Source organism: Vibrio sp. 704 (assembly GCF_033339295.1).
In genome coordinates this window covers 69,676-94,908 of the sequence record NZ_JAWOUH010000014.1, presented here as the reverse complement: position 1 = coordinate 94,908, position 25,233 = coordinate 69,676, and the positions used below count along the sequence as shown (strand labels likewise).

Annotated in this window: 19 protein-coding genes; 7 read left to right on the top strand and 12 right to left on the bottom strand. The window is 45.9% G+C overall.

Annotated elements, in window-relative coordinates:
• Nucleotides 1–32: 32 nt before the first annotated feature.
• Nucleotides 33–1,391 carry a DUF4397 domain-containing protein gene (locus R7R24_RS17540; protein ID WP_005380254.1) on the bottom strand — a complete coding sequence of 453 codons (1,359 nt, stop codon included), beginning with the start codon at nucleotides 1,389–1,391 and terminating at the stop codon, nucleotides 33–35.
• Nucleotides 1,388–1,984 (bottom strand): LON peptidase substrate-binding domain-containing protein, encoded by a 597-nt coding sequence (locus tag R7R24_RS17535; protein WP_005380253.1) that lies wholly within the window; start codon nucleotides 1,982–1,984, stop codon nucleotides 1,388–1,390. The genes R7R24_RS17540 and R7R24_RS17535 overlap by 4 nt, the downstream gene beginning before the upstream one ends.
• Before the next feature lie 323 nt (nucleotides 1,985–2,307).
• On the opposite strand from R7R24_RS17535, the gene R7R24_RS17530 reads away from it, so the two are divergent.
• The 4 genes from R7R24_RS17530 to csdA all read left to right on the top strand — a co-directional run bounded on the left by R7R24_RS17530 (nucleotide 2,308) and on the right by csdA (nucleotide 5,911).
• The gene (locus R7R24_RS17530) at nucleotides 2,308–3,105 is read left to right on the top strand and encodes an outer membrane protein OmpK (RefSeq protein WP_005385292.1); all 798 of its coding nucleotides are present in this window, start codon (nucleotides 2,308–2,310) and stop codon (nucleotides 3,103–3,105) included.
• A gap of 108 nt (nucleotides 3,106–3,213) precedes the next feature.
• Entirely contained in the window at nucleotides 3,214–4,104 is an 891-nt protein-coding gene (gene panE, locus R7R24_RS17525) for a 2-dehydropantoate 2-reductase (RefSeq protein WP_206946759.1), read from the top strand.
• Nucleotides 4,101–4,700: a DJ-1 family glyoxalase III gene (locus R7R24_RS17520; protein WP_006742560.1), complete on the top strand. Its 600-nt coding sequence runs from the start codon at nucleotides 4,101–4,103 to the stop codon at nucleotides 4,698–4,700. The genes panE and R7R24_RS17520 overlap by 4 nt, the downstream gene beginning before the upstream one ends.
• Nucleotides 4,700–5,911, top strand: a complete 1,212-nt coding sequence (gene csdA, locus R7R24_RS17515; protein WP_025768229.1) for a cysteine desulfurase CsdA — start codon at nucleotides 4,700–4,702, stop codon at nucleotides 5,909–5,911. The genes R7R24_RS17520 and csdA overlap by 1 nt, the downstream gene beginning before the upstream one ends.
• 33 nt (nucleotides 5,912–5,944) lie before the next feature.
• Here csdA and R7R24_RS17510 read toward each other — a convergent pair whose 3' ends face one another.
• The 5 genes from R7R24_RS17510 to R7R24_RS17490 all read right to left on the bottom strand — a co-directional run bounded on the left by R7R24_RS17510 (nucleotide 5,945) and on the right by R7R24_RS17490 (nucleotide 10,364).
• Nucleotides 5,945–6,865, bottom strand: a complete 921-nt coding sequence (locus tag R7R24_RS17510) for a sensor domain-containing diguanylate cyclase (RefSeq protein ID WP_054577576.1) — start codon at nucleotides 6,863–6,865, stop codon at nucleotides 5,945–5,947.
• A 309-nt stretch (nucleotides 6,866–7,174) separates the two neighbouring features.
• On the bottom strand, nucleotides 7,175–7,603 hold the full coding sequence (gene csdE / locus R7R24_RS17505; RefSeq protein WP_054577575.1) for a cysteine desulfurase sulfur acceptor subunit CsdE: 429 nt from the start codon (nucleotides 7,601–7,603) through the stop codon (nucleotides 7,175–7,177).
• A 19-nt stretch (nucleotides 7,604–7,622) separates the two neighbouring features.
• Entirely contained in the window at nucleotides 7,623–8,432 is an 810-nt protein-coding gene (gene tcdA, locus R7R24_RS17500; protein WP_005380241.1) for a tRNA cyclic N6-threonylcarbamoyladenosine(37) synthase TcdA, read from the bottom strand.
• Nucleotides 8,433–8,531: 99 nt separating this feature from the next.
• Nucleotides 8,532–9,635, bottom strand: coding sequence for a murein transglycosylase A (mltA, locus tag R7R24_RS17495; RefSeq protein WP_054577574.1), 1,104 nt, complete (start codon nucleotides 9,633–9,635; stop codon nucleotides 8,532–8,534).
• A gap of 273 nt (nucleotides 9,636–9,908) precedes the next feature.
• Nucleotides 9,909–10,364, bottom strand: coding sequence for a DUF2850 domain-containing protein (locus R7R24_RS17490; RefSeq protein WP_005380234.1), 456 nt, complete (start codon nucleotides 10,362–10,364; stop codon nucleotides 9,909–9,911).
• A gap of 162 nt (nucleotides 10,365–10,526) precedes the next feature.
• Here R7R24_RS17490 and argA point away from each other — a divergent pair, with 162 nt between their 5' ends.
• The gene (argA, locus tag R7R24_RS17485) at nucleotides 10,527–11,864 is read left to right on the top strand and encodes an amino-acid N-acetyltransferase (protein ID WP_012841478.1); all 1,338 of its coding nucleotides are present in this window, start codon (nucleotides 10,527–10,529) and stop codon (nucleotides 11,862–11,864) included.
• Between the two features lie 416 nt (nucleotides 11,865–12,280).
• Entirely contained in the window at nucleotides 12,281–12,469 is a 189-nt protein-coding gene (locus tag R7R24_RS17480) for a hypothetical protein (protein WP_005380230.1), read from the top strand.
• Between the two features lie 48 nt (nucleotides 12,470–12,517).
• Here R7R24_RS17480 and R7R24_RS17475 read toward each other — a convergent pair whose 3' ends face one another.
• The 5 genes from R7R24_RS17475 to recC form a co-directional block, all read right to left on the bottom strand.
• Nucleotides 12,518–12,889 (bottom strand): hypothetical protein, encoded by a 372-nt coding sequence (locus tag R7R24_RS17475; RefSeq protein WP_031780957.1) that lies wholly within the window; start codon nucleotides 12,887–12,889, stop codon nucleotides 12,518–12,520.
• Nucleotides 12,890–12,915: 26 nt separating this feature from the next.
• Nucleotides 12,916–13,290 carry a hypothetical protein gene (locus R7R24_RS17470; RefSeq protein WP_054577573.1) on the bottom strand — a complete coding sequence of 125 codons (375 nt, stop codon included), beginning with the start codon at nucleotides 13,288–13,290 and terminating at the stop codon, nucleotides 12,916–12,918.
• A 156-nt stretch (nucleotides 13,291–13,446) separates the two neighbouring features.
• Nucleotides 13,447–15,594, bottom strand: a complete 2,148-nt coding sequence (gene recD / locus R7R24_RS17465; RefSeq protein ID WP_054577572.1) for an exodeoxyribonuclease V subunit alpha — start codon at nucleotides 15,592–15,594, stop codon at nucleotides 13,447–13,449.
• A complete protein-coding gene (gene recB / locus R7R24_RS17460) occupies nucleotides 15,594–19,268 on the bottom strand; it encodes an exodeoxyribonuclease V subunit beta (protein WP_054577708.1) in 3,675 nt (1,224 codons plus the stop codon). The genes recD and recB overlap by 1 nt, the downstream gene beginning before the upstream one ends.
• A 327-nt stretch (nucleotides 19,269–19,595) precedes the next feature.
• Nucleotides 19,596–23,087 carry an exodeoxyribonuclease V subunit gamma gene (gene recC, locus R7R24_RS17455; RefSeq protein ID WP_206946763.1) on the bottom strand — a complete coding sequence of 1,164 codons (3,492 nt, stop codon included), beginning with the start codon at nucleotides 23,085–23,087 and terminating at the stop codon, nucleotides 19,596–19,598.
• Between the two features lie 252 nt (nucleotides 23,088–23,339).
• Between recC and R7R24_RS17450 the strand changes: the two genes are divergently transcribed.
• Nucleotides 23,340–25,163 carry a DUF3413 domain-containing protein gene (locus R7R24_RS17450; RefSeq protein ID WP_042521370.1) on the top strand — a complete coding sequence of 608 codons (1,824 nt, stop codon included), beginning with the start codon at nucleotides 23,340–23,342 and terminating at the stop codon, nucleotides 25,161–25,163.
• Nucleotides 25,164–25,233: the final 70 nt, after the last annotated feature.

Genomic DNA, 25,233 nt, shown 5'->3' with positions numbered 1-25,233 from the left:
TTTGTGGGAGGAGTCTCCTCCTCCCATTCGTCCTAATCGGTCACGTCATCGACCAACAAGTTGAAACCACCGTTGTTCCCATCATCAATGGCAACGACTTGGTACACAACACCGTTCATTACATTGACTGGTGCTGAGTCAACCGCAACAATACTTGGGTTACCAGCCACTGTTACCGTTACATAATATGTACCTTCAGCGACATATAATCCTTGTACGCTATTTTTATACGCAAAATTAGCAATAGTTGGATCACTTCCATCTATTCCTGCACTCGTAGTGAGGTAAATATCCACCATTTCCGCTATAGGATTAGCCGCAGCGTGTGTCACATTCAATGTCGCGCTAGTCGCCACAGCGCGTCTCATATCTTCAACAACCAGAGCTTCGATATCAATCGCTGGGCTAACAACACCGACTGCATAAACACTGTAATCCATTCCACCTGCAACCATTAACCCGTCAACATCTATGATCGGATTGGTTGTTGTGCCATCCACGTAAACGTCAATATCGTAAGCGCCAGCAGCAAGATCCAAATAACCACGAATCTCTTTGAACGCTAAGTCGGCAAGAGGAGCGAAGGCCGCCCCGTTAACGTTAACATCGACGACTGGCGCTCCATCGACAAGGTGTCCGACTCTTACTTCAGCTTGGCTGCCCATATCTTCAATTATAGAAGAGCCCGAACCGTCCAACACCAAGAGTTTGACAGGTGACGTGCTATTCGAATCTCCTGTGCCGATAGCGGCAATCGTCAAGTTGGAATTAGCCGCAAGAGGTACTGTGCCGGAGTCAAAAGCAACGCTGTCTCCTACGGCAAGTCGAACTTGATACTCACCAGCTGGGATGTTCAATACGTCGGTAGAAGCTTTGTAAGCAAGGTTAGTTATTGGAGTCGCGCTAGCAAGAGCAACACCTGGCTCAGTGACATAAAGATCAACAGCAGGAACGCCTGAAGCTGCATGAACAACTTGAACATCTAGACTATTGGCATCAGCCATTGAATCGGCGCTGCGAGTCACAACTAAAGGCTCAACTGGGTTTGGCGAACCATCGGCATCGCCAACAACGAACACGTTATAATTGAGGTCGGAATCAAGATCTAGTTCTGTTTTAGGTATTACGGTCGCGGTTTCATTACCTGGGAGCTGAACATCGACCTGAATCGAATTCATCCCCTCTCGCAATTTAACGTAGCCAGATCCCACACCATAATCAACATTCGTTAATGATGGTTTATCGTTGATCCACACATTTGCAAGCGGCGCGTCAGAAGACGCGTGCACTGCTTGTAAATTGGAATACTCGATAGTGTCACTGTCGGAGCCACACGCCGCCAGTCCTAATGCCGCCACCATAGTTAGCGCAGCTCTGCCAAATCCTTTCATATCCTTGCCTCTTTGTTAGTCGGGGCTTCTATGGCTTCTGTCAGAAATTGCAACGCAGGAATGCAGTTCTCTGCGCCAACGAGCTGTTCGAACAGATTGCAGTCTAAAGGAAGTAATTCAAGCCAGCGCTGGGTCACCCAAGCTGAGTCATCGTAAAAACGATGCTGGTAGAGGTTTCCAAGTTGAGGAAACTCTTCATAAACATGGGATAACTGCTGGCTTAAATAGAAGAAATCTGGTGAGTTGTCTGGATGTTGCCAATTGTCTAACCATTCGACCTCTGCATGGCGTAAGCCGTCCGCATCTGCACGAACTCGTTTGACAACAAAGCGTTTCTCACCAGCGACTGTAATACCAAGAAGACCATCACTGAGTGTTTCAAAATCAACAATCCTGACCAAAGTTCCGATAGATGAAACGTTACCCACGTCTTTAGGGTCACCTTCACTTCCTACTAGGCAAACTCCAAAACCCACATTTTGTAGGCTGCATTCCTTTACCATTCGCTTATATCGTGGCTCAAAAATGCGCAGATTCATTTTACCTTCAGGGAGTACAACTGAAGTGAGTGGGAATAACATGACTTCTTTCATTCAAACGTCCTCTTTGATTCACGGATACATACGAATCCCTTATCACTCCGATCACTAACGATTTATGTTGGTTAATCGACTGGCTTAAAAAGTCATAAAATCGCTCACGCAAACGATCCAAATCACACATTTATTGCAATAAAATGCAACAAACAAAAAGTTCCGTAAATAAAGATAATTTCGTGATGCAACTCACCAAAAACGTTTCATTTTGCACCCTTTATCACTTTCATTTGGGATTTTTATCGCTATTATTCCCGCCAATTGGAAAGCGCAGCACAGATTGCGTGTTCTGAATCATTACAAACATAGAGAGTCCCCTTATGCGTAAATCACTTTTAGCTCTTAGCCTTCTAGCGGCTACTTCAGCTCCAGTTATGGCGGCAGATTACTCTGACGGCGATATTCACAAAAACGATTACAAGTGGATGCAATTTAACCTAATGGGTGCATTTGACGAACTTCCAGGTGAGTCTTCACACGACTACCTAGAAATGGAATTCGGCGGCCGCTCTGGTATCTTCGACCTTTACGGCTACGTTGATGTATTCAACCTAACTTCTGATCCAGGTAGCGACAAAGCTGGCGCAGAGAAGATCTTTATGAAATTCGCTCCACGTATGTCTCTAGATGCGGTAACTGGTAAAGACCTATCTTTCGGTCCAGTTCAAGAGCTATACGTTGCAACTCTAATCGAGTGGGGTGGTAACTCTGGTGTTAACTCTCAAAAAATCGGTCTAGGTTCTGACGTAATGGTTCCTTGGTTTGGTAAAGTTGGTGTTAACCTATACGGCACTTACGACGGCAACAAAAAGGATTGGAACGGTTTCCAAATCTCGACTAACTGGTTCAAACCATTCTACTTCTTCGAGAACGGTTCATTCATTTCTTACCAAGGCTACATCGATTACCAATTCGGTATGGATGATGATGCTGGTAACAAGTTTGGTTCAACCGCGTCAAACGGTGGTGCAATGTTCAACGGTATCTACTGGCACTCAGACCGCTTCGCAGTGGGTTACGGTCTAAAAGGTTACAAAGACGTGTACGGTATCAAAGATACTGATGGGTTCAAGTCAACTGGCTTTGGCCACTACCTTGCTGTAACTTACAAGTTCTAATTGAACCACTAAGTTTGCTCAAAAATGGCGCCTTTCGGCGCCATTTTTATTTGCTTTCCTTTTTTCCCTCATTATCCTTGCAGCAAACCTTTTTAATGAGAGCGTTTGGTGAATATCCTTATCCTCGGTCCAGGTGCGGTGGGCTCACTCTGGGCAACAAAATTTAAGCTTGCCGGGCACAATGTTTCATTGTGGGGAAGAAGTTCTGAAAGCCAACAATCACTTCAGTTGGATGACAAACCCGCAATCGTATTCAGTAATCAAGATATTTCCTCCGTAAATAAAGCAGATCTCATTTTGATCACGGTAAAAGCTTGGCAAGTGGAAGACGCCATTCAGCCTTTGCTCCCTCATATCAATACAGACACGATTATCATGCTGATGCACAATGGTATGGGTACTGCCTCTGCCTTGGAGAAGGTTGTGCCAAACAATCCGATAGTGCTCGCAACAACGACGCACGGCGCATACAAACCAGATAACCAACACGTATTGCATACCGGTCACGGAACAACGCAAGCGGGTGGTTATAATGACAAAGGAATGCAGTGCGCTTTTCTGCAAGATGTTATGCATCATGCTCTTCCAGAGGTCATTTGGAATCCACACATCCAATCTGCGTTATGGACTAAGTTAGCAATTAACTGCGCGATTAACCCACTGACTGCGATTCACCAGTGTAAGAATGGTGAGCTTGCGCAGCCCGAGTTTAAGATACAACTCGAAAGCATCACTCAAGAACTGGTTGAAGTAATGAGTAAAGAAGGTATTGCTATCGAGTTTCGCTCTCTTTTCGATACGGTAATGCAAGTGGTGAACGCCACAGCTGAGAACTATTCTTCAATGAGGCAAGACGTATTCCATCAACGTCGAACGGAAATTGATTTTATAACCGGATACTTGTTAAAGGCTGCCGAGAAACATCGTATCAATACGCCTGAGAATTTAAAACTTTACCAACGTATCAAACAAATAGAACAAAGCTGGACAGAACAATGAGTAAGAAAATCTTAGTGCCAATAGCTCCAGGCACCGAAGAAATGGAAGCCGTCACCGTTATCGACATGATGGTTCGCGCGGGTTATGACGTTACAGTAGCGAGTGCTGCTTTTGATGGCTCATTGACGATGAAAGCTTCTCGCGGAGTCACACTAACTGCCGATTGTAAGCTAGTCGATATCGCTGATGATGAGTTTGACGCCATAGCGCTTTCTGGTGGTGTTGGTGGTGCAGAAATTTTTCGTGATAGCACGGTGATGATAGAAATCCTTAAGCAGCACATCTACGAGGGAAAATTGGTCGCTGCTATCTGCGCAGCACCGGCGTTGGTATTGCAACACCATGATCTTTTCCCACAATCACTGATGACCTGTCACCCGAGCTTTCAGTCACATATCCCGGAAGAGAAGTGGCGCAGCAAACGCGTGACCTTTGATATCAACCACAACCTGATCACCAGTCAAGGTCCGGGTACAGCTTTAGAGTTCGCGATGGAAGTAATCATTCAACTCTCAGGTAAAAAACACGCATGGTCAGTTGCTGAACCAATGATCCCTCTGCCTACTCTGCACTACCACAAGCTTGGTGAGGAATAATGTTTGACGTAAATGCTGTACGCGAGCAATTTCCTGCTCTAAACCAATCCGTCAACGATACGCCCTTAGTGTATCTAGATAGCGCAGCGACAACGCAAAAACCGCAATGTGTGATTAATGTCATCAGTCATTACTACAGTGCGCAAAATGCCAATGTTCACCGTGGCAGCCATAGTTTAACGGCTAATGCCACCAGCCAATTTGAAGCGGCACGAGAACGAGTGGCAAGCTTTATTGGTGCAAACAGCTCTAAAGAGATCATTTGGACACGGGGCGCAACCGAAGCACTGAACTTAATTGCTCAAACCTACGCCCGTAGCACGTTACAACCAGGTGATGAGATCTTGATTAGCGAGATGGAGCACCACGCCAACATCGTGCCCTGGCAAATCGTGGCAGAGCAAACGGGTGCTAAAGTCATTAAAGTTCCGATGACATCAGATTGCCAGTTCGACATCAGTGCATTTGAGGCGCTTCTGTCTGACCGCTGTAAAATTGTTGCTTGCGCGCAAATAACCAACGTAACAGGCACACGCCAACCTATAGAAAAAATCACTGAACTGGCGCACAACGTTGGCGCGGTTATTGTAGTTGATGGCGCGCAAGGCATCGTACATGAGCAACTTGATTTATCGGCATCAGATATCGATTTCTACGTTTTCTCAGGTCACAAACTTTATGCACCAGCAGGCATTGGGGTTTTATACGGCAAGCTTGAACTTTTGGAAGCCATGCCACCATGGCACGGCGGCGGTAAAATGGTTGAACGCGTTTCTTTCGAAAAAACGACGTTTTCTGCACTTCCTGGAAAATTTGAAGCGGGCACACCAAACGTTGCGGGCGCGATTGCTCTAGCGAAAGCCATTGAGTGGTACCAAGGTTTTGACCATCACGAAGTAGAGACTCATCTCCATGCGCTTCAGGATAAGGCCTACCAAGCACTAAGCGCTTTGGATGACATCCATATTCTAGGCTATCAACCGAATGCCTCTGTACTGACCTTCGTAATGGACGGCGTTCATCACCAAGATATTGCGACGCTGCTCGATCAACAAGGCATTGCGGTACGAGCAGGACACCACTGCGCTCACCCATTGATGGATGCGCTAAATGTGAAAGGCACGGTACGCGTCTCTTTTGGTATTTATAACACGACGAGCGATGTGGAAAGACTCATCGCCGCCGTTGAAAAAGCCGTCGACATGCTATAACGCCAACGGTTTGATTTGGAGTAACCAACAAGGTTACTCCATCTGCCTATCCAGAGTCGCCACGCAATTTCTGCCATTTCTTTTCGCAGCATAAAGCGCTTTATCTGCATGCGCATACAAACGTTTGGTGGTTTCATTTCTGCCTATTTCCACCACGCCTACACTCACCGTGACCGGAATTTCAATCTTTTCAAATTCGAACTGACAATTTTGAATGTGGGAACGTACTTCCTCTCCTACCTCTTTCGCCGCCGACAGAGAAGTTTCTGGCAAAATAATCGCAAACTCCTCCCCTCCGACTCTTGCGAAAATTTCGTCTTTGACGAGTAAATGAGAAACCAAATCAGCTAACGTCTCTAAGACATAATCCCCCGCATCATGACCACGTTTATCATTGATGACTTTAAAAAAGTCCAAATCAAACAATAACAACGCGGAGTGATAATCTGGAGCTTGGGATTTAATAACTTCTTCTGTGAGCTTTTCGAAAAAAACACGTCGGTTGTAGATATTGGTGAGAGCATCTATTTGGCTTTGATGGCGAAGAAGGGTTTCAACTCGGTGGCGATTGGAGATGTTGCGTGTAAGAATAAGGACAACGCGACGACCCCGGTATTTTATAGCGAGTGGGCAGATCTTGCCTTCGTAGTATAGGTCGCCTCTTGGTCCACTGTTGGCATCTATTCCCTGAATGCTGTCGGCGCACATCTTGTACTCGATCGTCACAATACTGTCTTGTTTCAGTGATCGACTGATCTGCTCGATAAACCAGTCGGCTTTATCTTTTTCAAGTACGCTGTGAAGTGTCTTACCTATCAAATTGCTTCCATCGTGATAGGCTTTTTTATCTGTTCCTCCAAAAACATCAATATAGATACCATCTTCACTCAGAATAAAAGTGGGGTCTGGCATTCCGGATAATACGTCTTGCGCATGTTCCAAGGTGAATTGCATATAGGGAGGTTCCTAGCGTTTGTACCTAAATATCCCAATCGCCTCCAAATGCGTGTCAGCATTGGGGAACAGGAGCGAATGAGGCATATGTCTACTATCTAATATAGACAAATTTTAAATACAATTGAGTTTATAAAAACCAAGTGGGCAATATAATGAACCAGGATCAATAGAAAGGTTAATTAACGCTAAAATAGTCGACCATTTGCATACTTTTTATCCATATGCAAAAAATGTCTCAACTCAGATACAAAAAAGCGCCAAACAGCTAGGTTATTCGGCGTTTTTAAGAATTGGGAAAATGACTCGTTACACGGCGGTTTGCTTAATCTGCTCTACAATAGCTTTCAAGCCATTACCACGTGACGGGCTTAAATGGGAGACAAGCCCCAGTTGATCAAAATAAGCATCAATATCAAATGCTTGAACTTGATCGGCCGTTTTTCCGTCATAAGCCGCCATCACCAAGGCAATCAATCCACGGACGATACGCGCATCGGAGTCCGCACAAAAATGCCAAACGCCATCTTGCTCTTGGCTCACTAACCACACCAAGCTTTCACAACCCGAAACGGTAACTTGTTCTGATTTCAGCTCTTCTGGCATTTGTGGCAGCTTTTTACCCCACTGAATAACCTGACGGTAGCGATCTTCCCAGCCTTGAAATTGCTGCATAGTCGCTACAATGTCTTCGCTGGTGATATCTGTACCAAATGGAGAAACGGGAAAATCTGTCATGATGCGCTCTTCTTCTAGTTTACTTCTTATATTTTGAAATCAACTTCTCAACGATTCGCGATACCGCGACAAAGCCAAACGTTGCAGTTACAACAGTCGCCGCACCAAAACCGCTAGCACAATCCATACGTTTTGGGCCTTCCGCTGTCGACTTCACACCACACACTGAACCGTCTGCTTGAGGGTACTTCAGCTGCTCGGTTGAAAACACGCAATCAATACCAAACTTACGAGCCGGATTCTTAGGGAAGTTATGATGACGACGCAAGGTGTCTTTGATTTTCTTCGCTAGAGGATCTTGGATCGTTTTCGTTAAATCAGCGACCATGATCTGCGTTGGGTCAACCTGACCACCAGCGCCCCCCGTAGTGATCACTTTGATCTTGTTGCTGCGGCAATACGCCAACAAAGACGCCTTCGCTTTTACGCTGTCAATCGCATCTAGCACGTAATCAAACTCTTTGCTTAAGTACTCATGTTGATTGTCTGGCGTGATGAAATCATCAATCAGATTGACTTTACACTCTGGGTTGATCAATTTGACACGCTCGGCCATAACTTCAATTTTGCTTTGGCCAACGGTGCCCGTCATCGCATGAATTTGGCGGTTAATATTCGTGACACAAACATCATCCATATCAATCAGAGTCAACTCACCGATCCCAGTACGGGCCAGCGCTTCGACCGCCCATGAACCCACGCCACCAATACCAATAACACAAACGTGTGCAGCGCGAAGAATGTCCACTTCACTGTTGCCATAAAGACGACGAGTGCCGCCAAAGCGTTGATTGTAGCTGTCAGATGCTGGGGTATCGAGTTCACGCATATTGAAGTCCAGATGATCGATAGAAAAACAAAGAGTGCGATTTATACGCACTCTTTGATGAAATGTCTAGATAAGAGGCGGTTCCTCTTTCTTGGGTCGCTATTGTAGCTTTTCTGGCGGCAAAGCCCAAGGCGCTTGAGTTGGTGAGTTTTCCAGCCCAAGTTTCCAAACTCGACCAAAATGCTTGTAGTGCCCTGCTTCCGTTCCTGCTCTCGCACCAATGCCATGATACAGATCCAAATGGTTCTGTTTTACCGCACCACCAGTGTCTAAAACGATCAGCATTCGCAGTTGATGAGCACCGCTCCACGTACCATCCGCATTCAGCAATGGTACTTCCGCCAAGATTGGTGTGCCCATTGGTAAGATAGAACGGTCACCCGCGACCGCGGCCATTGGTAACAAAGGAATACCAGCCGATCCCGTTACTGGCGCTTCCGCTTTTGGCGCAAAGAAGACGTAAGAAGGGTTTTGCTCCAACAACTCGCGTACTGTTGCGTCGTCGTTGTCCATTACCCACTCTTTAATCGCTTTGAGAGACATTTTTTCACGCGGCACTTCACCACGTTCAATCAAAATGCGGCCAATACTAACGTAAGCTTTATTATTTTTCCCTGCGTACGCGAAGTACTCCAACGTATCATCATCTTCAAAATGCACATAGCCACTGCCCTGCACTTCCATCATAAACGGGTCAATACGGTTAGGCGCATAACCTAGCACTAAACCTTGGCCATCTAATGCCCCGTTGTAGATCTCCGCACGAGTCGGACAATCTGATGAGCAGTTTGGCTTGCCATAAACTGGGTACTTAAAAATGTCGTTTGGTGTATGACGCAGCTCCATCACGGGAGAAAAGTATCCGGTAAACAGCACATTACCTTTTTTATCACCACCACCCAATTGCGCGGCTTGAATGCCAAACGCACTCAACGCACTGGTATCTCCGCTCTGTTGCGCCCACTCACTTAATCGTTGATATAGCGGTTGGTATATCTTCGCCATGGATGGTGACTTTATCACCACTTGCTCAGCTTGCTTGTTAAATTCAGTAAAATCGCGTGGTTTGTTAGACTCAACTACGTCCACTTTATTGAGGATCTGAGGAAACTCACCATCAAGATATTGCTGAGCACGATCATTTTGTTGAGCACAGCCAAAGAGTAGGCTCAAAGAGATAATAGGAAGGAGTTTTTTTAACACGTGTCTTTTCCGTAAAAGAGAATAGCAAAAGGATGGCAAACAAATGCATACGGTGCAATTGAAAAGCAACGACAAAATGTTTCAACGCTAAGCCAATCCGTTTACTCGTTGTGAATTCATTCAGTTAATGCAACATGATAGCAGCGGAAGAATTACGGAATTGTCCGGATTATGTTTGAAAGTAAGATTTACTGATTGAGAGATGAAATTGTGATCATCCATGTGACTCACAGACGCAAGAGATCTCTGCTTAACAGACAAAGATAAAAACGACTATCTTACCGCAATCCTTGCACGCCCCTCTAAACGGAATACAGGTAGATAATGTGCATTAGCATCCAGCTTCATTTCTGCATGCTGCTTACCCACAAAATTGAAGTGCCGCTCATTTGAACCCACTCGATACGAAAACGAATCCCCATCGAATTCAAAACTGGTCGCCACTGTAGAACCATTTACGGTAACACCGCGCTCACTCAACACAAATTCTTCACGAGCATAAGGCGCAACATCTTGCTCAACCCAGCGACCATAAATAGTCGATTTGGGAATGGGCGGATTAATGGTTCGAGTAATCAAATCACTATACAGCATGCACACGACAACGGTTCCAACTATCGCTATAAGCATGAGAGAACGCTCTAGCCACTTACGAAGCATTGATTTAGATGACGTTTTTGACAAATTTGAAGCAGTGATCGCAGCATTCTTATTAACAGCAGAAGACATGAGGTTCACGTATTGAGGAAAGACGCCACCATTGTAACCTTCCCTCTTAACGGGACCAAGAACCTACCTCAATATGTTTGTGCTTTATTCCAAAATTTCACCTTGCCACCAAGTGAATAAAAAGGCATTATTTTAACATAATTAAACAAAGGAATGGCTGTAGTGAAAATTCGTAGTACTGCTCTCGTAAAAGGATTCCGTCAATCAACACCTTATGTCAATGCTCACCGCGGAAAAACCATGGTGATCATGCTGGGCGGAGAAGCCGTCGCACACAAAAATTTTGGCAATATTATTAATGATATCGCACTCATGCACAGCCTCGGAATCAAAGTCGTGGTGGTGTATGGTGCACGTCCTCAAATTAATCAGCTGCTAGAAAAACAAGACCTCACTACGCCTTACCACAAAAATATCCGCATTACGGATGAATCGGCTTTATCTGTTGTTATGCAAGCTGCCGGACAACTTCAACTTGCGATTACTGCGCGCCTATCAATGAGCCTCAACAACACTCCGATGGCAGGCACCCAGCTCAATGTCGTTAGCGGAAACTACATCATTGCCCAACCACTCGGCGTTGATGATGGTGTGGACTATTGCCATAGTGGACGTATTCGCCGCATTGACACCGACGCGATTAATCGCACGCTCGACCAAGGCTCTATTGTGCTACTTGGCCCCATTGCGAGCTCTGTGACTGGCGAGTGTTTTAACTTACTTTCTGAAGAAGTCGCGACACAACTGGCGATAAAGCTGGGTGCGGATAAGCTGATTGGTTTTTGCTCCGAACAAGGTGTCATTGATGACAACGGCAATGCTGTCGCCGAATTACTGCCAATTGAGGCGGAGCATGTCATCAAAACGCTCTCTGAAAATACGTCTCCTGATCTAGATTACAACACAGGAACACTGCGCTTTCTTAAAGGCTCTATTGCCGCTTGCCGTGCCGGAGTACCTCGTAGCCACTTGATCAGTTATAAAGTAGATGGCGCCTTAATTCAGGAGTTGTTCTCTTTCGATGGCATCGGAACCCAAGTTGTTATGGCGAGTGCTGAACAAGTGAGGCAAGCTAATATTGACGATATTGGCGGTATCTTAGACCTCATTCGTCCTTTAGAAGAACAAGGTGTACTCGTTAGGCGCTCTCGAGAGCAGCTAGAGCAAGAGATTGGAAAATTTACCATCATCGAAAAAGACGGCTTGATTATTGGCTGTGCTGCCCTTTATCCATACCCAGAAGAGCGCAAAGCTGAGATGGCTTGCGTAGCGATTCACCCTGACTATCGTGATGGAAACCGAGGTTTGTTACTGCTCAACTACATGAAACATCGTTCTAAATCCGAAACCATTGATCAGATTTTTGTCCTCACGACACACAGTTTGCATTGGTTTAGAGAGCAAGGTTTTTACGAAGTCAGTGTCGACTATTTGCCTGGAGCCAAACAAGGGTTATATAACTTCCAGCGTAAGTCAAAAATCTTAGCGTTAGATTTATAGCTTAACCTTAAATCAGGGAGCGAAACTTAACGTTCCGCTATACCAAAACCTCAAGGTGCGGGATTCAGTTCATTCACGCTCAACCCTGCACATCGAGCTTGTTTAGGAACGAGTTTGTTGAGGAATAAGGCCACACATAAACCCTACTCCGGACTAGCGGGTCATCATGTAAACCCAACTTAGAAATGCGCAAACCATTGCTTGATTTTTGTTCCAATTTTATCTTTTAAATATACATTTGGTTGGCTATACTCTGCTCGCTAGTGATTGGTTTTTAACCAATACGAAATGGATCTAGGTGATGTAATGTAGCCTTCACCCTAAAATACTGGGCAATTGAAAAACTAGTTAGCTCCGTATTGCACACCAAGGACAGTTGTTAATCTGACTTTAAATAAGCCGAGACGAGCACTGTTATGAGAACAATCATTTGTAATTCGCTTCAAAGCTTCTGGGATATGGCTGACAATCAGTTTTTAGAAGGCCTAGACGTCCACTGTGTTTTCCCCGTAAATGACGCTATCCGAGATTTTATTCTTGCTTATCAACAGCAATACAAAATACGCAGCGTGTCTTTTACCAATGCGTTTGCAAAACATGCATAAAAGAAGACCGAGCCATAAGCTCGGTCTTCTTTTACGTACGTAATTAATTCAAAACAAAATCATAGCTAACAAAGATGCAAAAATAGTGACTACGATAAAGATTAAAATAGTCCAGTACACTAGCCCAATACTTATGAACCACTTTGGGCAAACTCTACGAATATCTGTTAGCTTTCTTTTTTTGGCCAACTTAGGAAATGCAACTGCGGCAACAAGAGCTAATCCATGTATTAAGGCCCCAAAGTGAAATCCAGAAACTAAAGCAAGCTCAATATCTGTATAGTGCTCACTAGTATACGCATAGTGCTTTACTTTTTGCGGCGTGATAACAATAAGCAAAATACCTACTATCAGGTACCAAAAAACTAACAAAGCACCTGCAACAAAAAATGTAATAAAAGAAACTTCTAATAACTGCAAACTTCACCGACCTTCTATTCCAGCTCTCAAGTAATAGACATCCAAACCACCATTGAGCCTAAAGTGATCATAGCTAGAAGCAATAAAACGCTTATATAAATACGGCAAATTCCGATGAATAGACCGGAGCAAACTTGATGAATATCAGCAAAGCCCCTTCTCCTCGCTAAAGTTGGTAAAGCGACCGCCGCAACTAAGCCTACACCATGTACTAAAGCACCAAAGTGAAAACCCGAGACTAAAGCTAACTCTACTTCTGAATAATGTTTCGGATTAAAAGCAAACCGCTTCACCTTTAGTGGTATAAAAAATATAAAAATTGCTCCGATAATAACGAACCATAAAAACGTGCCTCCTCCGGCGATAAAGAAGGTTAGAAAAGACGAGTCGAGCAATCCCATATTCAGCTGCCTTTGATATGTGAATGAGAAAGGAGAAATATATCGCTAAGAAAGAGCCTTACTCAATAACAATCCATTTTGCATGAAAACGAAATGGCAAATATAAGACCCGCCACAAAGAATCATCTTCGAAAATGTCACAATCACAAGTAAAAATTAATTCGTAAGCCGCTTTACTAACCCACTCGCACGAGTGGTTTTCACCTTAATGCCTCGCTTCAGAACATTAAGTTCGGCGTAAAGAGCTAAACGCTTTTTCGCGCGGGTAATGCCTGTGTAAATCAACTCACGGGTTAATATCGGGCTAAAGTCTGGTGGCAAAATCATCAGGGTGTAATCAAATTCACTGCCTTGCGATTTATGGATGGTCATGGCGTAAGCCGTTTCATGTTCAGGTACTCGGCTTGGCAAGACTGATTTCACACTGCCGTCAGGTAACTCGAAAAAGACTTTCAAACGCGGTTCTTCTTCACTGTCATCTCGCATGCAAATACCAATATCACCGTTATACAAACCTAAACCGTGATCATTACGCGTAACCATGACGGGTCTGCCGTGATACCAAATTTCATCCTGAACTTGAATGAACTTGCGCGCCGCGAGCGCTTTCTCGATGCGCTGGTTTAGCCCAGCCACACCAAAGTCACCTTCACGGATCGCGCACAGCAGTCGGCATTGGTTGAAAGTATCTAACACCGCTTTGGCTTTGTGCGTTAGCGACTCTGGCTCTCCGGTTTTAGGATCAGTTTCCTGTTGTCCAATGCGTTTGAGGTAACGACCGTATTCCTGCACCAACGTCTGCATCATTTGGTTGTAATGTTGACTACTTAGCGCGAAATGTTCGATGTCAGAAAAGTCACGCGCCCAGACGTTATCTACGCTCGCAGCAGAACCTGAGTTAACCGCTTTTGCCAACTGACCAATGCCTGAGCGAGCGTCAAATCGGTAGCTCTTTTGCAGCATACATAAGCTATCGGCAATGCTGGAGGCACTGTTCCCCGTATGGGCTAAAGTATCGAAACCCGTCAGTTTTGCGATGGCTGACGCCTGCTCTTTGCCATAACCCAATGCATGGAACGAACAGATATCACCCAACACAGCCCCTGCTTCAACTGAGGCAAGTTGGTCTTTATCACCTAACAAAATCAGCCGCGCATGTTTCGGTAAGGCATCGACCACTTTGTACATCATTGGCAAATCGACCATCGACGCTTCGTCGATAACCAAAATATCCAAATGCAGTGGATTTTGTTTGTTGTGACGAAATTCTGCGCTATTAGGAATCGCGCCCAGCAATCGATGCAAGGTGCTCGATTCAGTCGGAATTTTGGCTTTTAGCTCTGGAGAAACTGGCAGTTCTTGCACTGCTTTACCAATGGACTCGGTTAATCGCGCCGCCGCTTTCCCCGTCGGGGCCACCAACTTGATGGTTAGATTTTTCTCGTGTGTCGCCTGTTCAATCAAAGCAGCAAGCAATTTGGTTACCGTCGTCGTTTTACCCGTACCTGGGCCACCAGAAATCACAGCAAATCGACGAGTTAACGCAACCGCCGCCGCGACTTTTTGCCAGTTCACACAAGCTGAGAGTGGCACAAGTTCATTCAGTGTTTGCAAGTCCTGAACCTTGCGCGCATTGCTAAGCACTGCATCAATGGCGTGCCAATCCAACGATTCGCTTGCGACCACATCAAGGTGATCACATACCAATTGCTGGCGCAACACTTGGTTGCTGCTTCCCGCTTCTACTGCTTTGCCTAACGCGTTAAACAGAAAATGGTATTGGCGTGCAAACAAATGGTTGAGCAACTCCGATAATCGCACAAACTCTTGTGGTTGCAAGTTAACTGCGGCGCCCAACTGATTGAGCTTTTCCGCCAGTGTCACTTCATAATGCCAATAGCGGTGCAGATACAGACGCTCGCCATCGAACATCAGCGGCAAGGCTTCTCCTTGCGCGCCGACCAAGTTGGAATTTTGTAATACTTGAATCCAGTCTATGCCTTGCAACTGTGTATTGAGCGCCAATGCCGACTCACCAAACAGCCCTAGCTTACTGGCTAAATCCGTAGATTGCCCTTGTGCATCGAACAGAGACAGACAGATATGTCCTTTGCCGAGCTCACTACTGACAACACCCGCGATAAACGCCAGTGCTTGGCTATCCGACTGTTCATCATGCGTTTGAGAGTCAATAAAACAGGCGAATTGGTAGTCGAGCTGACGAATAGCACCTTTGTGCGCCAAGCGTTCCAGCACTACCAATAGACTATCTTGGTCAGAATGAAGATTGTGATTTGTCGTCATTAAAGTAGCTCCATCTGCCCGGCTTGAGTTGAGCGCGTTTCAAGTGCTTGACCATCAATCAAACGATCCATCTCTTGTAAGAAGTCTAAGGTTGGTTTCGCGGCAAAAATGCCGTGGTCACTCTGCCCATCCATGCCGCGCAAGAACAAGTAATACACGCCACCGAAGTGATGATCATATTGATAATTCGCCAATCGGCTGCTTAGGAAACGATGCAGTGCTAACGCATAAATCTGATACTGCAAATCGTAGCGGTGATCCGCCATCGCCGATTTCAGAGCCTCACCATGGTAGCTCGTCACATCGTCGCCAAGATGATTCGATTTCCAGTCAAGCACGTAGTATTTACCTTGATGTTCAAACACCAAGTCGATAAAACCTTTGAGCATACCTTGCACGGTTTGGAAACCTAAATCCCCCGCTTTCGCCGACAACGGATCGTGACGTTGAATGACTCGGTTTAACGCCGGTGCAGACAAAACTTCAATCGGCAGCAAAAATTCCATCTCCACCAAACGTTGCGACGGTGCTTTTTGATTTAGCAGCAAAGACTTACCATCCAACGGCGTTGCGAGTACGGTATCAATCAATTGCTGTAAAATGGGCAACCACTCTTCATCGAGCTGTTCGCTTTCCATCAAGCCAAGGATGATTTGTGTATTCTCTTCCGTCGCGGCTGGCTGAGTAAATTCAATTTCCTCAAACAGGCTGTGCAGGAACGTCCCCGGACGCGCACCGCGAGGGAAGGTAAAAATAGAACGCTCTGGCTCCACCAAATCCGCTTCGTCTTGTTCTTCAGATGAGTCGATATCAAAACCTGTAATCTCAATCGTGGCATCATGCTCGGCGTGATGAGAGCCTTGCTTGACCAAGCCAGAATAACTGGTGATGCGCCAGTTTCTGTCGATAGGGTTTTGCAGTTCTTTCGCGCTAAGATCGTATATTTCTTCTTGTGGCGCTACGTACTTCTCTTCGAGTTGCTGCGGCGGATCGGCCACAACGACACAATCAAGCTCGTCTTGTTGCTTTGTTAAACCTTGGTGCAAATCGTTAATGCCACCTTCTTGACCATTTTGAATCAAATAGCCAATCGCACTGCGGTGTACACCAGTTGGCTCTTTGGTCGAACGGCCATTGCGCAACGGTGAGGCACCGATAAAACACGCATAAACAGCACGCGTTAGTGCCACGTATATCAAGCGTAAGTCTTCCGCCAAACGCTCTTTGTCCGCTTGCTTCATGGACGCATCGTTGCCAGTGATATCCAGTACCGTGCAGTCATTGGCTGCATCGTAATATTTGGCTTCACTGGCTTCTCGATAGCTGAACACAAACGGCAGAAATACGAGGTCATACTCCAAGCCTTTTGATTTGTGAATAGTTACGATCTGCACTAAGTTACGTTCCGATTCTAAACGTTGGATTTGGTCATCACTGCCACCCAAACCGTTTTCCGCATCACTGATAGACTGAGCGAGCCAACGCAGCAGACCGTGGTCGCTATCCAATTCATTACTGGCTTGTTGAAGCAGTTCACCGATGTGCATTAAATCGGTAAGTACTCGCTCACCATTTTCACCCTGTGAGCTTCCACCCTCTTCTAGTAATCGCTCAGCAATATGGCGTTTGCTGATCACCGCGCGCAACATCGGCAGCACACCACGTTGAACCCAAAGTTTGCGATATTCTTTGAATTCGTTAACAGCGTTTTCCCACACGACTTCATCGTTATTAAGCGCATCCAAACTTGCTGCATCGAGGGCAAACAGCTCAGAGGCAAGACTTGCACGCAGCGCACGATCATTTTCTGGAGTCAGCACCGCTTGCAGCAAACGCTGTAAATCCTGCGCCACTGAACTGGTAAACACACTGTCTCGGTTAGACAGGTACACGCTGGCAATGCCTTGGTCTGCCAGGGCTTGTTTGACCATTCGACCTTCACTACCTGTTCGAACCAACACCGCGATATCGCCCGCTTGAACCGCTTTCTGTTTTTCGCCATTCACCAGACACGCTTGCCCCTGTTGAGCCTGCGTCAAAATGGTTTGGATTTGGCTTGCGGTCGCCTCTGCCATTCGAGTCAAATACTCGCCTTTTGGTAGCGGTTTATCGTCCGCTTCTTGCAACCAATAAGTCAGCGCCGGTTGCTTTTGGCCACCCATAGTCCAAATGCGTTTTTCGGCATTGGGACTGTACTTAACGGGTAAGAACGGAATATCCGAATCATAGATAAATGGACTATCGGGCAAGGCAAACACTTGGTTCACCGCCTGCACCATATCTGCGCTAGAACGCCAGTTGGTTCCTAACGTGTAGTGGGCACTTACTTGGTTACGCGCTTTGATATAGGTGAAAATGTCTGCGCCACGAAAGCCATAAATCGCCTGCTTGGGGTCACCGATCATAAACAAACCACATTCCGGGTTGTTCAGATAAATACGGCTGAAAATACTGTATTGAAGCGGGTCGGTATCTTGAAACTCGTCAATCATTGCGACAGGATACAAAGTACGAATACGCGCCGCTAAAAGCTCGCTTTCGTCCGTATCGATAGAAGCAGAAAGTTGCGTCAGCAAATCATCGAAAGAGAGCCACTGTTTTTGATTTTTCGCGTTGGCCAGCATCACTCGACAATGCTCAATCGCATGCGCAAGCAGTGGCGCTTTTAAGCTGATTGGATTGGTAAGAAATGTTTCAATGGCTTCAAATACCGCATGCTGCGGCGCACTGCCTTTCGGTGTTTTTTCCAACAAGACGTTTTGCGCGAATTTCTCCAGCTTGTCTGGATAATCGTAACCTGTAGTTTCCGTTGCCGCCCAAGTGTTTACCACCTCCAACCACGTCGGCAGAGACTTTTTGGTATAGCTACGTTTGTTAATATCTGAATCTGAAATTAGCGTTAAGAAGTCATCTTGGCTTTCTCGCCACTGTGCTTTTAATTCATCAATTTTTTTCAGATTTTCAGTATGAAGATCAGCCAAACTGCCTTTCATTGCCGGAACAGAAAGGCTTAACGGCGCACCAGTTAAGTAATTGCTGATGTCAGACAATAACGCAGATGGAGAGCCCCATAGCTGGCGAATTTCTCCAGCCAAGGTAAATGGCAACGGGTAGAAATTGCGGCGCCAGTAATCGGCTACAACTTGCGCTTTTAGGTGACTTTCATCGGTCACAAACTCGTTATTAAATCGGCTGCCAGATTCAAACGCATTTTGCGTTAGCATACGTTGGCAAAAACCGTGAATGGTGTAGACCGCCGCCTCGTCCATCTGACGCTCTGCCTGCAATAAAATTTCTGCGGCTTGCTTGTGATCGTCAAACTCATTAAGCAAAGGTTGGATCACCGGATCGGAACTCTGTCCACGCGCAAACGCGATTCGCGCGTCATGGATCCTTGCCCTGATACGATCGCGTAATTCCGCAGTTGCCGCTTCGGTAAAGGTTACGACCAGAATTTGGTCGACTGTAAGCGGTACGCGATGTCGAGTTTCCTCGCAGCCGTGACCAAGCAAAAGGCGCAGATATAAACCTGCAATAGTGAAGGTTTTACCTGTACCTGCTGATGCCTCGATTAACCTCGCGCCATGCAGAGGAAACGTCATCGGTTCTAGTGGCGTTGGTTGAGGTTGCTCTGTGCGGTCTAACGTATGTAGAGGACACTCTGCACCTGACATTTGATCCATAACGCTGAATCTCTCCGGATTATTTACTAGGACGTATCACCTAATAAATGTGATCTATAGTTAAAAATTCTATTAATATGTTTAACAAGTTGGATAATTTAGAGCTTTGTGAGATCTTTCTCACGGTTATCCATAAGACGTACCGTTAGTATGCGCCCCACGAGATAAGCCAAACCTTTTTGGCGGCACAACTCAAATGAATTAAACAAAAGTATCATGGTCCCTCTGACCTTGTGGCCGTACAGCAAACGCCCTACAAAAAATAATGATTTTCTGGCGGCCACCCTACTCTTCCTTCTCTTTATCCAACTTTCTTTATCACGCTTTTACATCATCAGCGTCTTGAACCGCTAAGCGCGCACCTTGCAGTACTAATGCTGTCAGCACACGAACTTCTGAGGCCAACTCATCATTCCAAGCAGGCCAAATTCGAGAGATGTACGCATTATTGCCTTCGCCCGGGCTCATGAAACCATCATTGAATGCGTCAGCCATTTTCTTCAAAGATTTCTCTTCGTCATCGACCCACTGACCACGGCTAAAGCCCGCTTCAACACAAGCCAACGCCGTTTTCGGGAAATAAGGCAAAGGCTTAGTCATGCCTTCGAAGAATAAGCGAACTAATTCAGTCAGTAGATGTTTGGCATAATGCACATCGGCAATTTCTGGGTAGATCAAATGCAGCGCGCCTTCTTTACGATCGTAACCAATGATGTGGGTTTTCTTAGCATGACCCGACGCCGACATGGCAAGGTGATCGATCCACGCTGCAAGGTAATCCTGCGAGCGAATCTTACCGCTTCGATAGCGAATCAAACCGGATTGGTAGCATTGAGTTAGCCAACCAGTCAGGCGAACGTTTTTCTCTTCGCCTTCATTTCGCTCAAATAAGGAGTCAAACGTCAGGTCGATTTCCAAATCGTCTTGAGGCGCACCAGATAAAAACGCCAGTTTGTCCACCAGCTCTTCCGCCTGAACTCGGTTGGTTTCAAACTCGATATCACCAAACGCCCCCACCGGCAGTTTGCCTTGCGCGCGCTGTTGACTCATAAAGTGTTTAAGCACCTCTGTTTTTTTCTCAGGCTGCATCAATGTCGTTTCAAGCAAGGTTTCTAACAGCTCATCACGCATTTGATAACTTTCCAAACCACCTAAAACAAAGGGTTCGTCGTCTTCCATCACCGGCAGTGGCGGCTCAAAGATTACTTTTAAGCGACGATTGAAAAAATACTGCACCGGTAAGCGCCAGAAACGTTGCAACTCGACTAAGTCGAGCTCAAGTGGGAACGTCGCTCCTAACAGATAGTCGTCTAATGCACGATTAAAATCACGACGAACATAGCCTTGCGATTGACTACTTTGAGTCAATGCCGCTGGAATCCACTCTTTCGCGTAGCTGGCGTGCGTGCCTTGGAACGCACTTGGGCTAAACGGCACCATGGCGTGGGTATTCACCAACGCATTTAATAAGTTGTCGCCAGACTCATCAACGGGCAACGCTTCATCACCACTTAAACAATAGTTTTGGTGGCAGTATTCCATCAGCTCAGAAACCAGAACCGAAGGCACTCGCTCGGTGTTGTCTTGGATTGAACGGCCAACATAACTGATGTAGAGCGTTTGCTGTGCCGATAGCATTGCTTCGAGGAATAGGTAACGGTCATCATCTCGGCGCGAACGGTCGCCCGGCTTGGTTCTTCCCGTCATCAAGTCAAAGCCTTCTGGCGGCATAGAACGCGGGTACACGCCGTCATTCATCCCCAGCAGACATACGGTTCTAAACGGAATAGATCGCATCGGCATCAGGGTACAAAAGTTCACTTGACCAGCCAGGAAGCGCTGGCTAACTCGTGTTCCAGATAATTTATTTTGAAGGTATTGGCTGATGATCGACGGCGATAACGCATCATCAAATGCCGCATCAGCTAGCTGTTCTTTCAGTTGGCTCAGGGTATCTCGAATCGACTTAAGCGCCATTTCCCCTTCTAGCTCAACAGAGAAGAAGTCATCCAACATCACCACCAAGGTTTCACGCCATGCATCAATCGACTGAACATGAGAAAGTTTGCGGCGATATTGGCTAATTTGTTGAATAAAATGGGCTAACTTACCAGCAAGTTCTGCGCCCATGCCTTGCACTTCGTTGTACGGAGACAAACTGCCTTGCTCGGTTTCAAACAAACCTGCGGATTCTGGCATCGCGTAGCCAAGCAACATGCGTTGAATACCAAATTGCCATGTGTTTTGACGGGTTTCCGGCAGTTCAAATTCGCGTCCGGTATTGGCATCCAATCCCCAGCGAATCCCCGATTCCTCAACCCATTGTTTGGCTTGTAAAAAATCATCTTCGCTGAGTTCAAAACGCTTTAATATCGCCGGAGTTTCCAGAAGTTCGAGTAGTTCTGATGCCAAACAGCGCGTATTGGGTAAGTTCACCAACTGCATAAATGCGGCCAGAATTGGACTCTCTTGATCGGCGGTTCGGTCAGAAATCGAATATGGAATAAAACGCTCACCCGGCGCGTTACCAAAGACCGCCTGAATCGCAGGGCTGTAAGCGTTGATGTCCGCGACCATCACGATAATATCGCGCGGTTTTAACGTTGGGTCAGCATCGAACATCGCCAATAGTTGATCATGCAGCACTTCCACTTCGCGCATCGGGCTGTGACAAGCGTGTAGGCTCAGTGATTTATCACCCAAGCTAACCACTTGTTTGTGATGACTGTTTTCAATCTGTTGGTCATCTTGATGTTCTTCAAGATTGAGAATATCCGCTTGCAATTGATGGAGCAGACTGTCGCGCTCAACATCAACAAAGGCTTCGATTTCATGAGATTCCAGCTGAGACAACAGATACATATTGTCGCGCCCGAGTTTACCCATGGACGCCAACAGACTGTTTCCGACCACATCGGTGTGCAGCTCATCGATCACATTATCTTCCAATGAACCTTTCAGTTGCTCAGTTTCACCTTGCACTTCCGAGTGATCGTCCTGCCACACAACGTGCTGACGATGTTTCGCCGCCAAACGAGCCAGATATTTGCGATCTCGAACTTCACCCCAATAATAACGACAAGGGTTAGTGAACATCAGATGCACGTCGATGTGTTCACCAATTGCTTTTAGCGCATCCATATAGCGAGGCGGCAACGAAGAAATGCCAAAAACAAACAAACGCTTGGGTAAATGGTCAAAATTGCAGTTAAAACTCTCTAACGTGTCGATAAAGTGCTCATAAAGGTTGGCACGGTGATAAGGAGACTGCCCTAATGACACAGTGTGATCATACAACGCTTGCCATAAGATCGGCTGCCACGGATGCTCATCTTCCAGCTCTGGCACACTCTGCCCAGCTTCCCAACTTGCGATCCATTCCGGACGATACACCAAGTAACCATCGAAAATATCGGCAATTTTCTCAGCCAGCTGATACAGCTTAGAGTGGTCAATGTCATCTTTGAGGTACTGCGCTAACGGCGAAAACACCTCTTGGTTGAGAAGCCCCGGCAGCAGATGCATCAACTTCCACGTCATCGCTTCTTTGTTAAACGCACTGCGTTTTGGCACGTCTGGCAACACCTGCGTAAACATTTCCCAAATGAAAGTAGCAGGGAGCGGAAAATCAATGTTCGCGGCAACACCAAACTCTTTGGCCAATTCCATTTTTAGCCACTGGGACATGCCCGGACTTTGAACCAGAATTTGTTCTTTTTCGAACGGGTTTTCCAGCGGACTGATTCGAATCAGTTCGACAAGGAGTGATTTAAGAACGTCAACTTGGTTGGAGTGATAAACAGTAAACAAATTGGGAATACCGAGCGCCGATTGAAACTGTTAGCTAGCTTAGCACAGCCCCATTTAAACCCGCAGTGATCTCGCGTTCGGAAAAAACAAAAGGTTATATATCACTCAAATAGAGTATGAATCTTCTGAATTTTCACATGTCAATCAAGTCTGACACTTCCATACAAAATGTGACATTCGTCGCAACTATTCCATAATAAAAAACACTGTTTTATACTCCCTCTACCCATAATTTATAAACAAACAAAAAGTATGTTTCGCAAACTGTCTTCCAACAGCGCTTGGCTGATTGCTTTTTTTGCTTGCTTTGCAGTGTACCTGTCGATCGCTTGTTATCCTTTTGTGTTGTCTAACAATCAGAATGAACCGCTAACCTTGTTGCAAGGTTACTATTTGGTTTCGACTCAATATGGCTGGCTGGGCTTGATCGCTCTTCCATTTATGTTGTTGAGTTTATTGCTCTCTTTTCTACCGACTCGAGCATTCAAAGGTATCGTGATCGCTATCGCGATCTGTCTATTGATCATGTTTAAAGTCGATATCCTCGTTTTTCAGCAATACAAACTTCACATCAACGCCCTATTAATCCGTATGTTTTTCGAAGGTGGCGGTGATGTCTTCGATATTTCGTGGATGAGTTGGCTAATCTTCATCAGTGAAATTTCCGTTCTGGTGATCGGGCTCGCTTGTACCGTTTGGGTAAGTAATCAACTGGCACAAAGCCGAGCTAAGTTCGTTTTGATCAGCGTCTGGTTTGCTGTATTGCTTAGCACGCAGATGATTCATGCGTACAAAAACGCACTTTACGACGATGAAGTCAGTCAGTTTTCGAATAACTGGCCACTTTACTACCCGCTGACGGCTCGTAAATTTATTTACAAACACGACCTAGTGGATGAGAACATTGCATCGAAGAACCGCGTAGAGTTAACCAACATTGAACGTAGCTCACTCAACTATCCGCTTGCGCCGATTCAAGTGCAAAGCAAAGAGAAACAGCCCAATGTCTTGTTTATCTTGGTTGATGCGTGGCGCTACAGTGATGCGACGCCGGAAGTCATGCCAAATGTCAGCAAGTTCGCCGAAAAAACAGTGAATTTCACACAACATATGAGCGGCGGCAACTCAACTCAAGCGGGTATTTTCAGCCTGTTTTACAGCTTGCCAGCGACCTACTGGGAAAGCTTTTACGCAAGTCAACGCTCTCCTGTTTTTATGGATACGCTGCAAGCAGAAGGCTACCGCATGGGCATTTTTGGCTCGGCACCGCTCACCAGCCCGCCACTTTCTCGCACGGTATTCAAAAAAGTGTCGGACTTGACCCTGAAACAAACTGGGGAAACAGCTGTCGAGCGCGATCAGCAGATAACAGACAAGTTCATCGAGTTCCAAAAGCAGGATAGCGACAAGCCGTACTTTGGTTTTCTGTTCTACGATGCCGCCCATGGCACAGTATTTCCCGAACCTGAATTTGCGAAATTCAAACCATACTGGGAACGCGTTGACCACATTTTGCTCAACAACGATTTTGACGCTTCGCTTTACCATAATCGATACAAGAACTCGTTGTACTACATCGATAGCTTGATTGGTGATGTGCTGAAAAACGTCGACTTAGACAATACCATTGTGGTGATTTCATCAGATCATGGTGAAGAGTTTAATGACCATAAGATGAACTATTGGGGCCACACGGGTAACTACAGTGACGTTCAAGTACATGTGCCTCTTTACGTGTACATGCCAAATCGTCAGCCAGAGCAAGTTGATTACCGCACGACCCATTTTGACGTCGTGCCAACCATGATGAATACGCTGTTTGACGTTCAAGGCACAACGAGTTCATACAGCGTTGGTCATAACTTGTTTGATAGCTCAGCCTCTCGCGATTGGTATATTGCAGGCAGCTACTACAACTATGCATTGGTCGGCAAAGAGCTGATGCTTGTGGTCAACCCTGGCGGGCACTCTCAGCAACTGAATCGCCAGTTAAAAGTCGAGAAAGAACAGAAAGTTCCTGTCGATATCATTCGTCATTCTCTGGATGAGATGTCGCGATTTTACAAAAAAGGCTAGCGTCCAACATCGACGCCGATTGAAATAAAAAAGCCTCTTGGTTGTAAGACCAAGAGGCTTTTTCCTATCT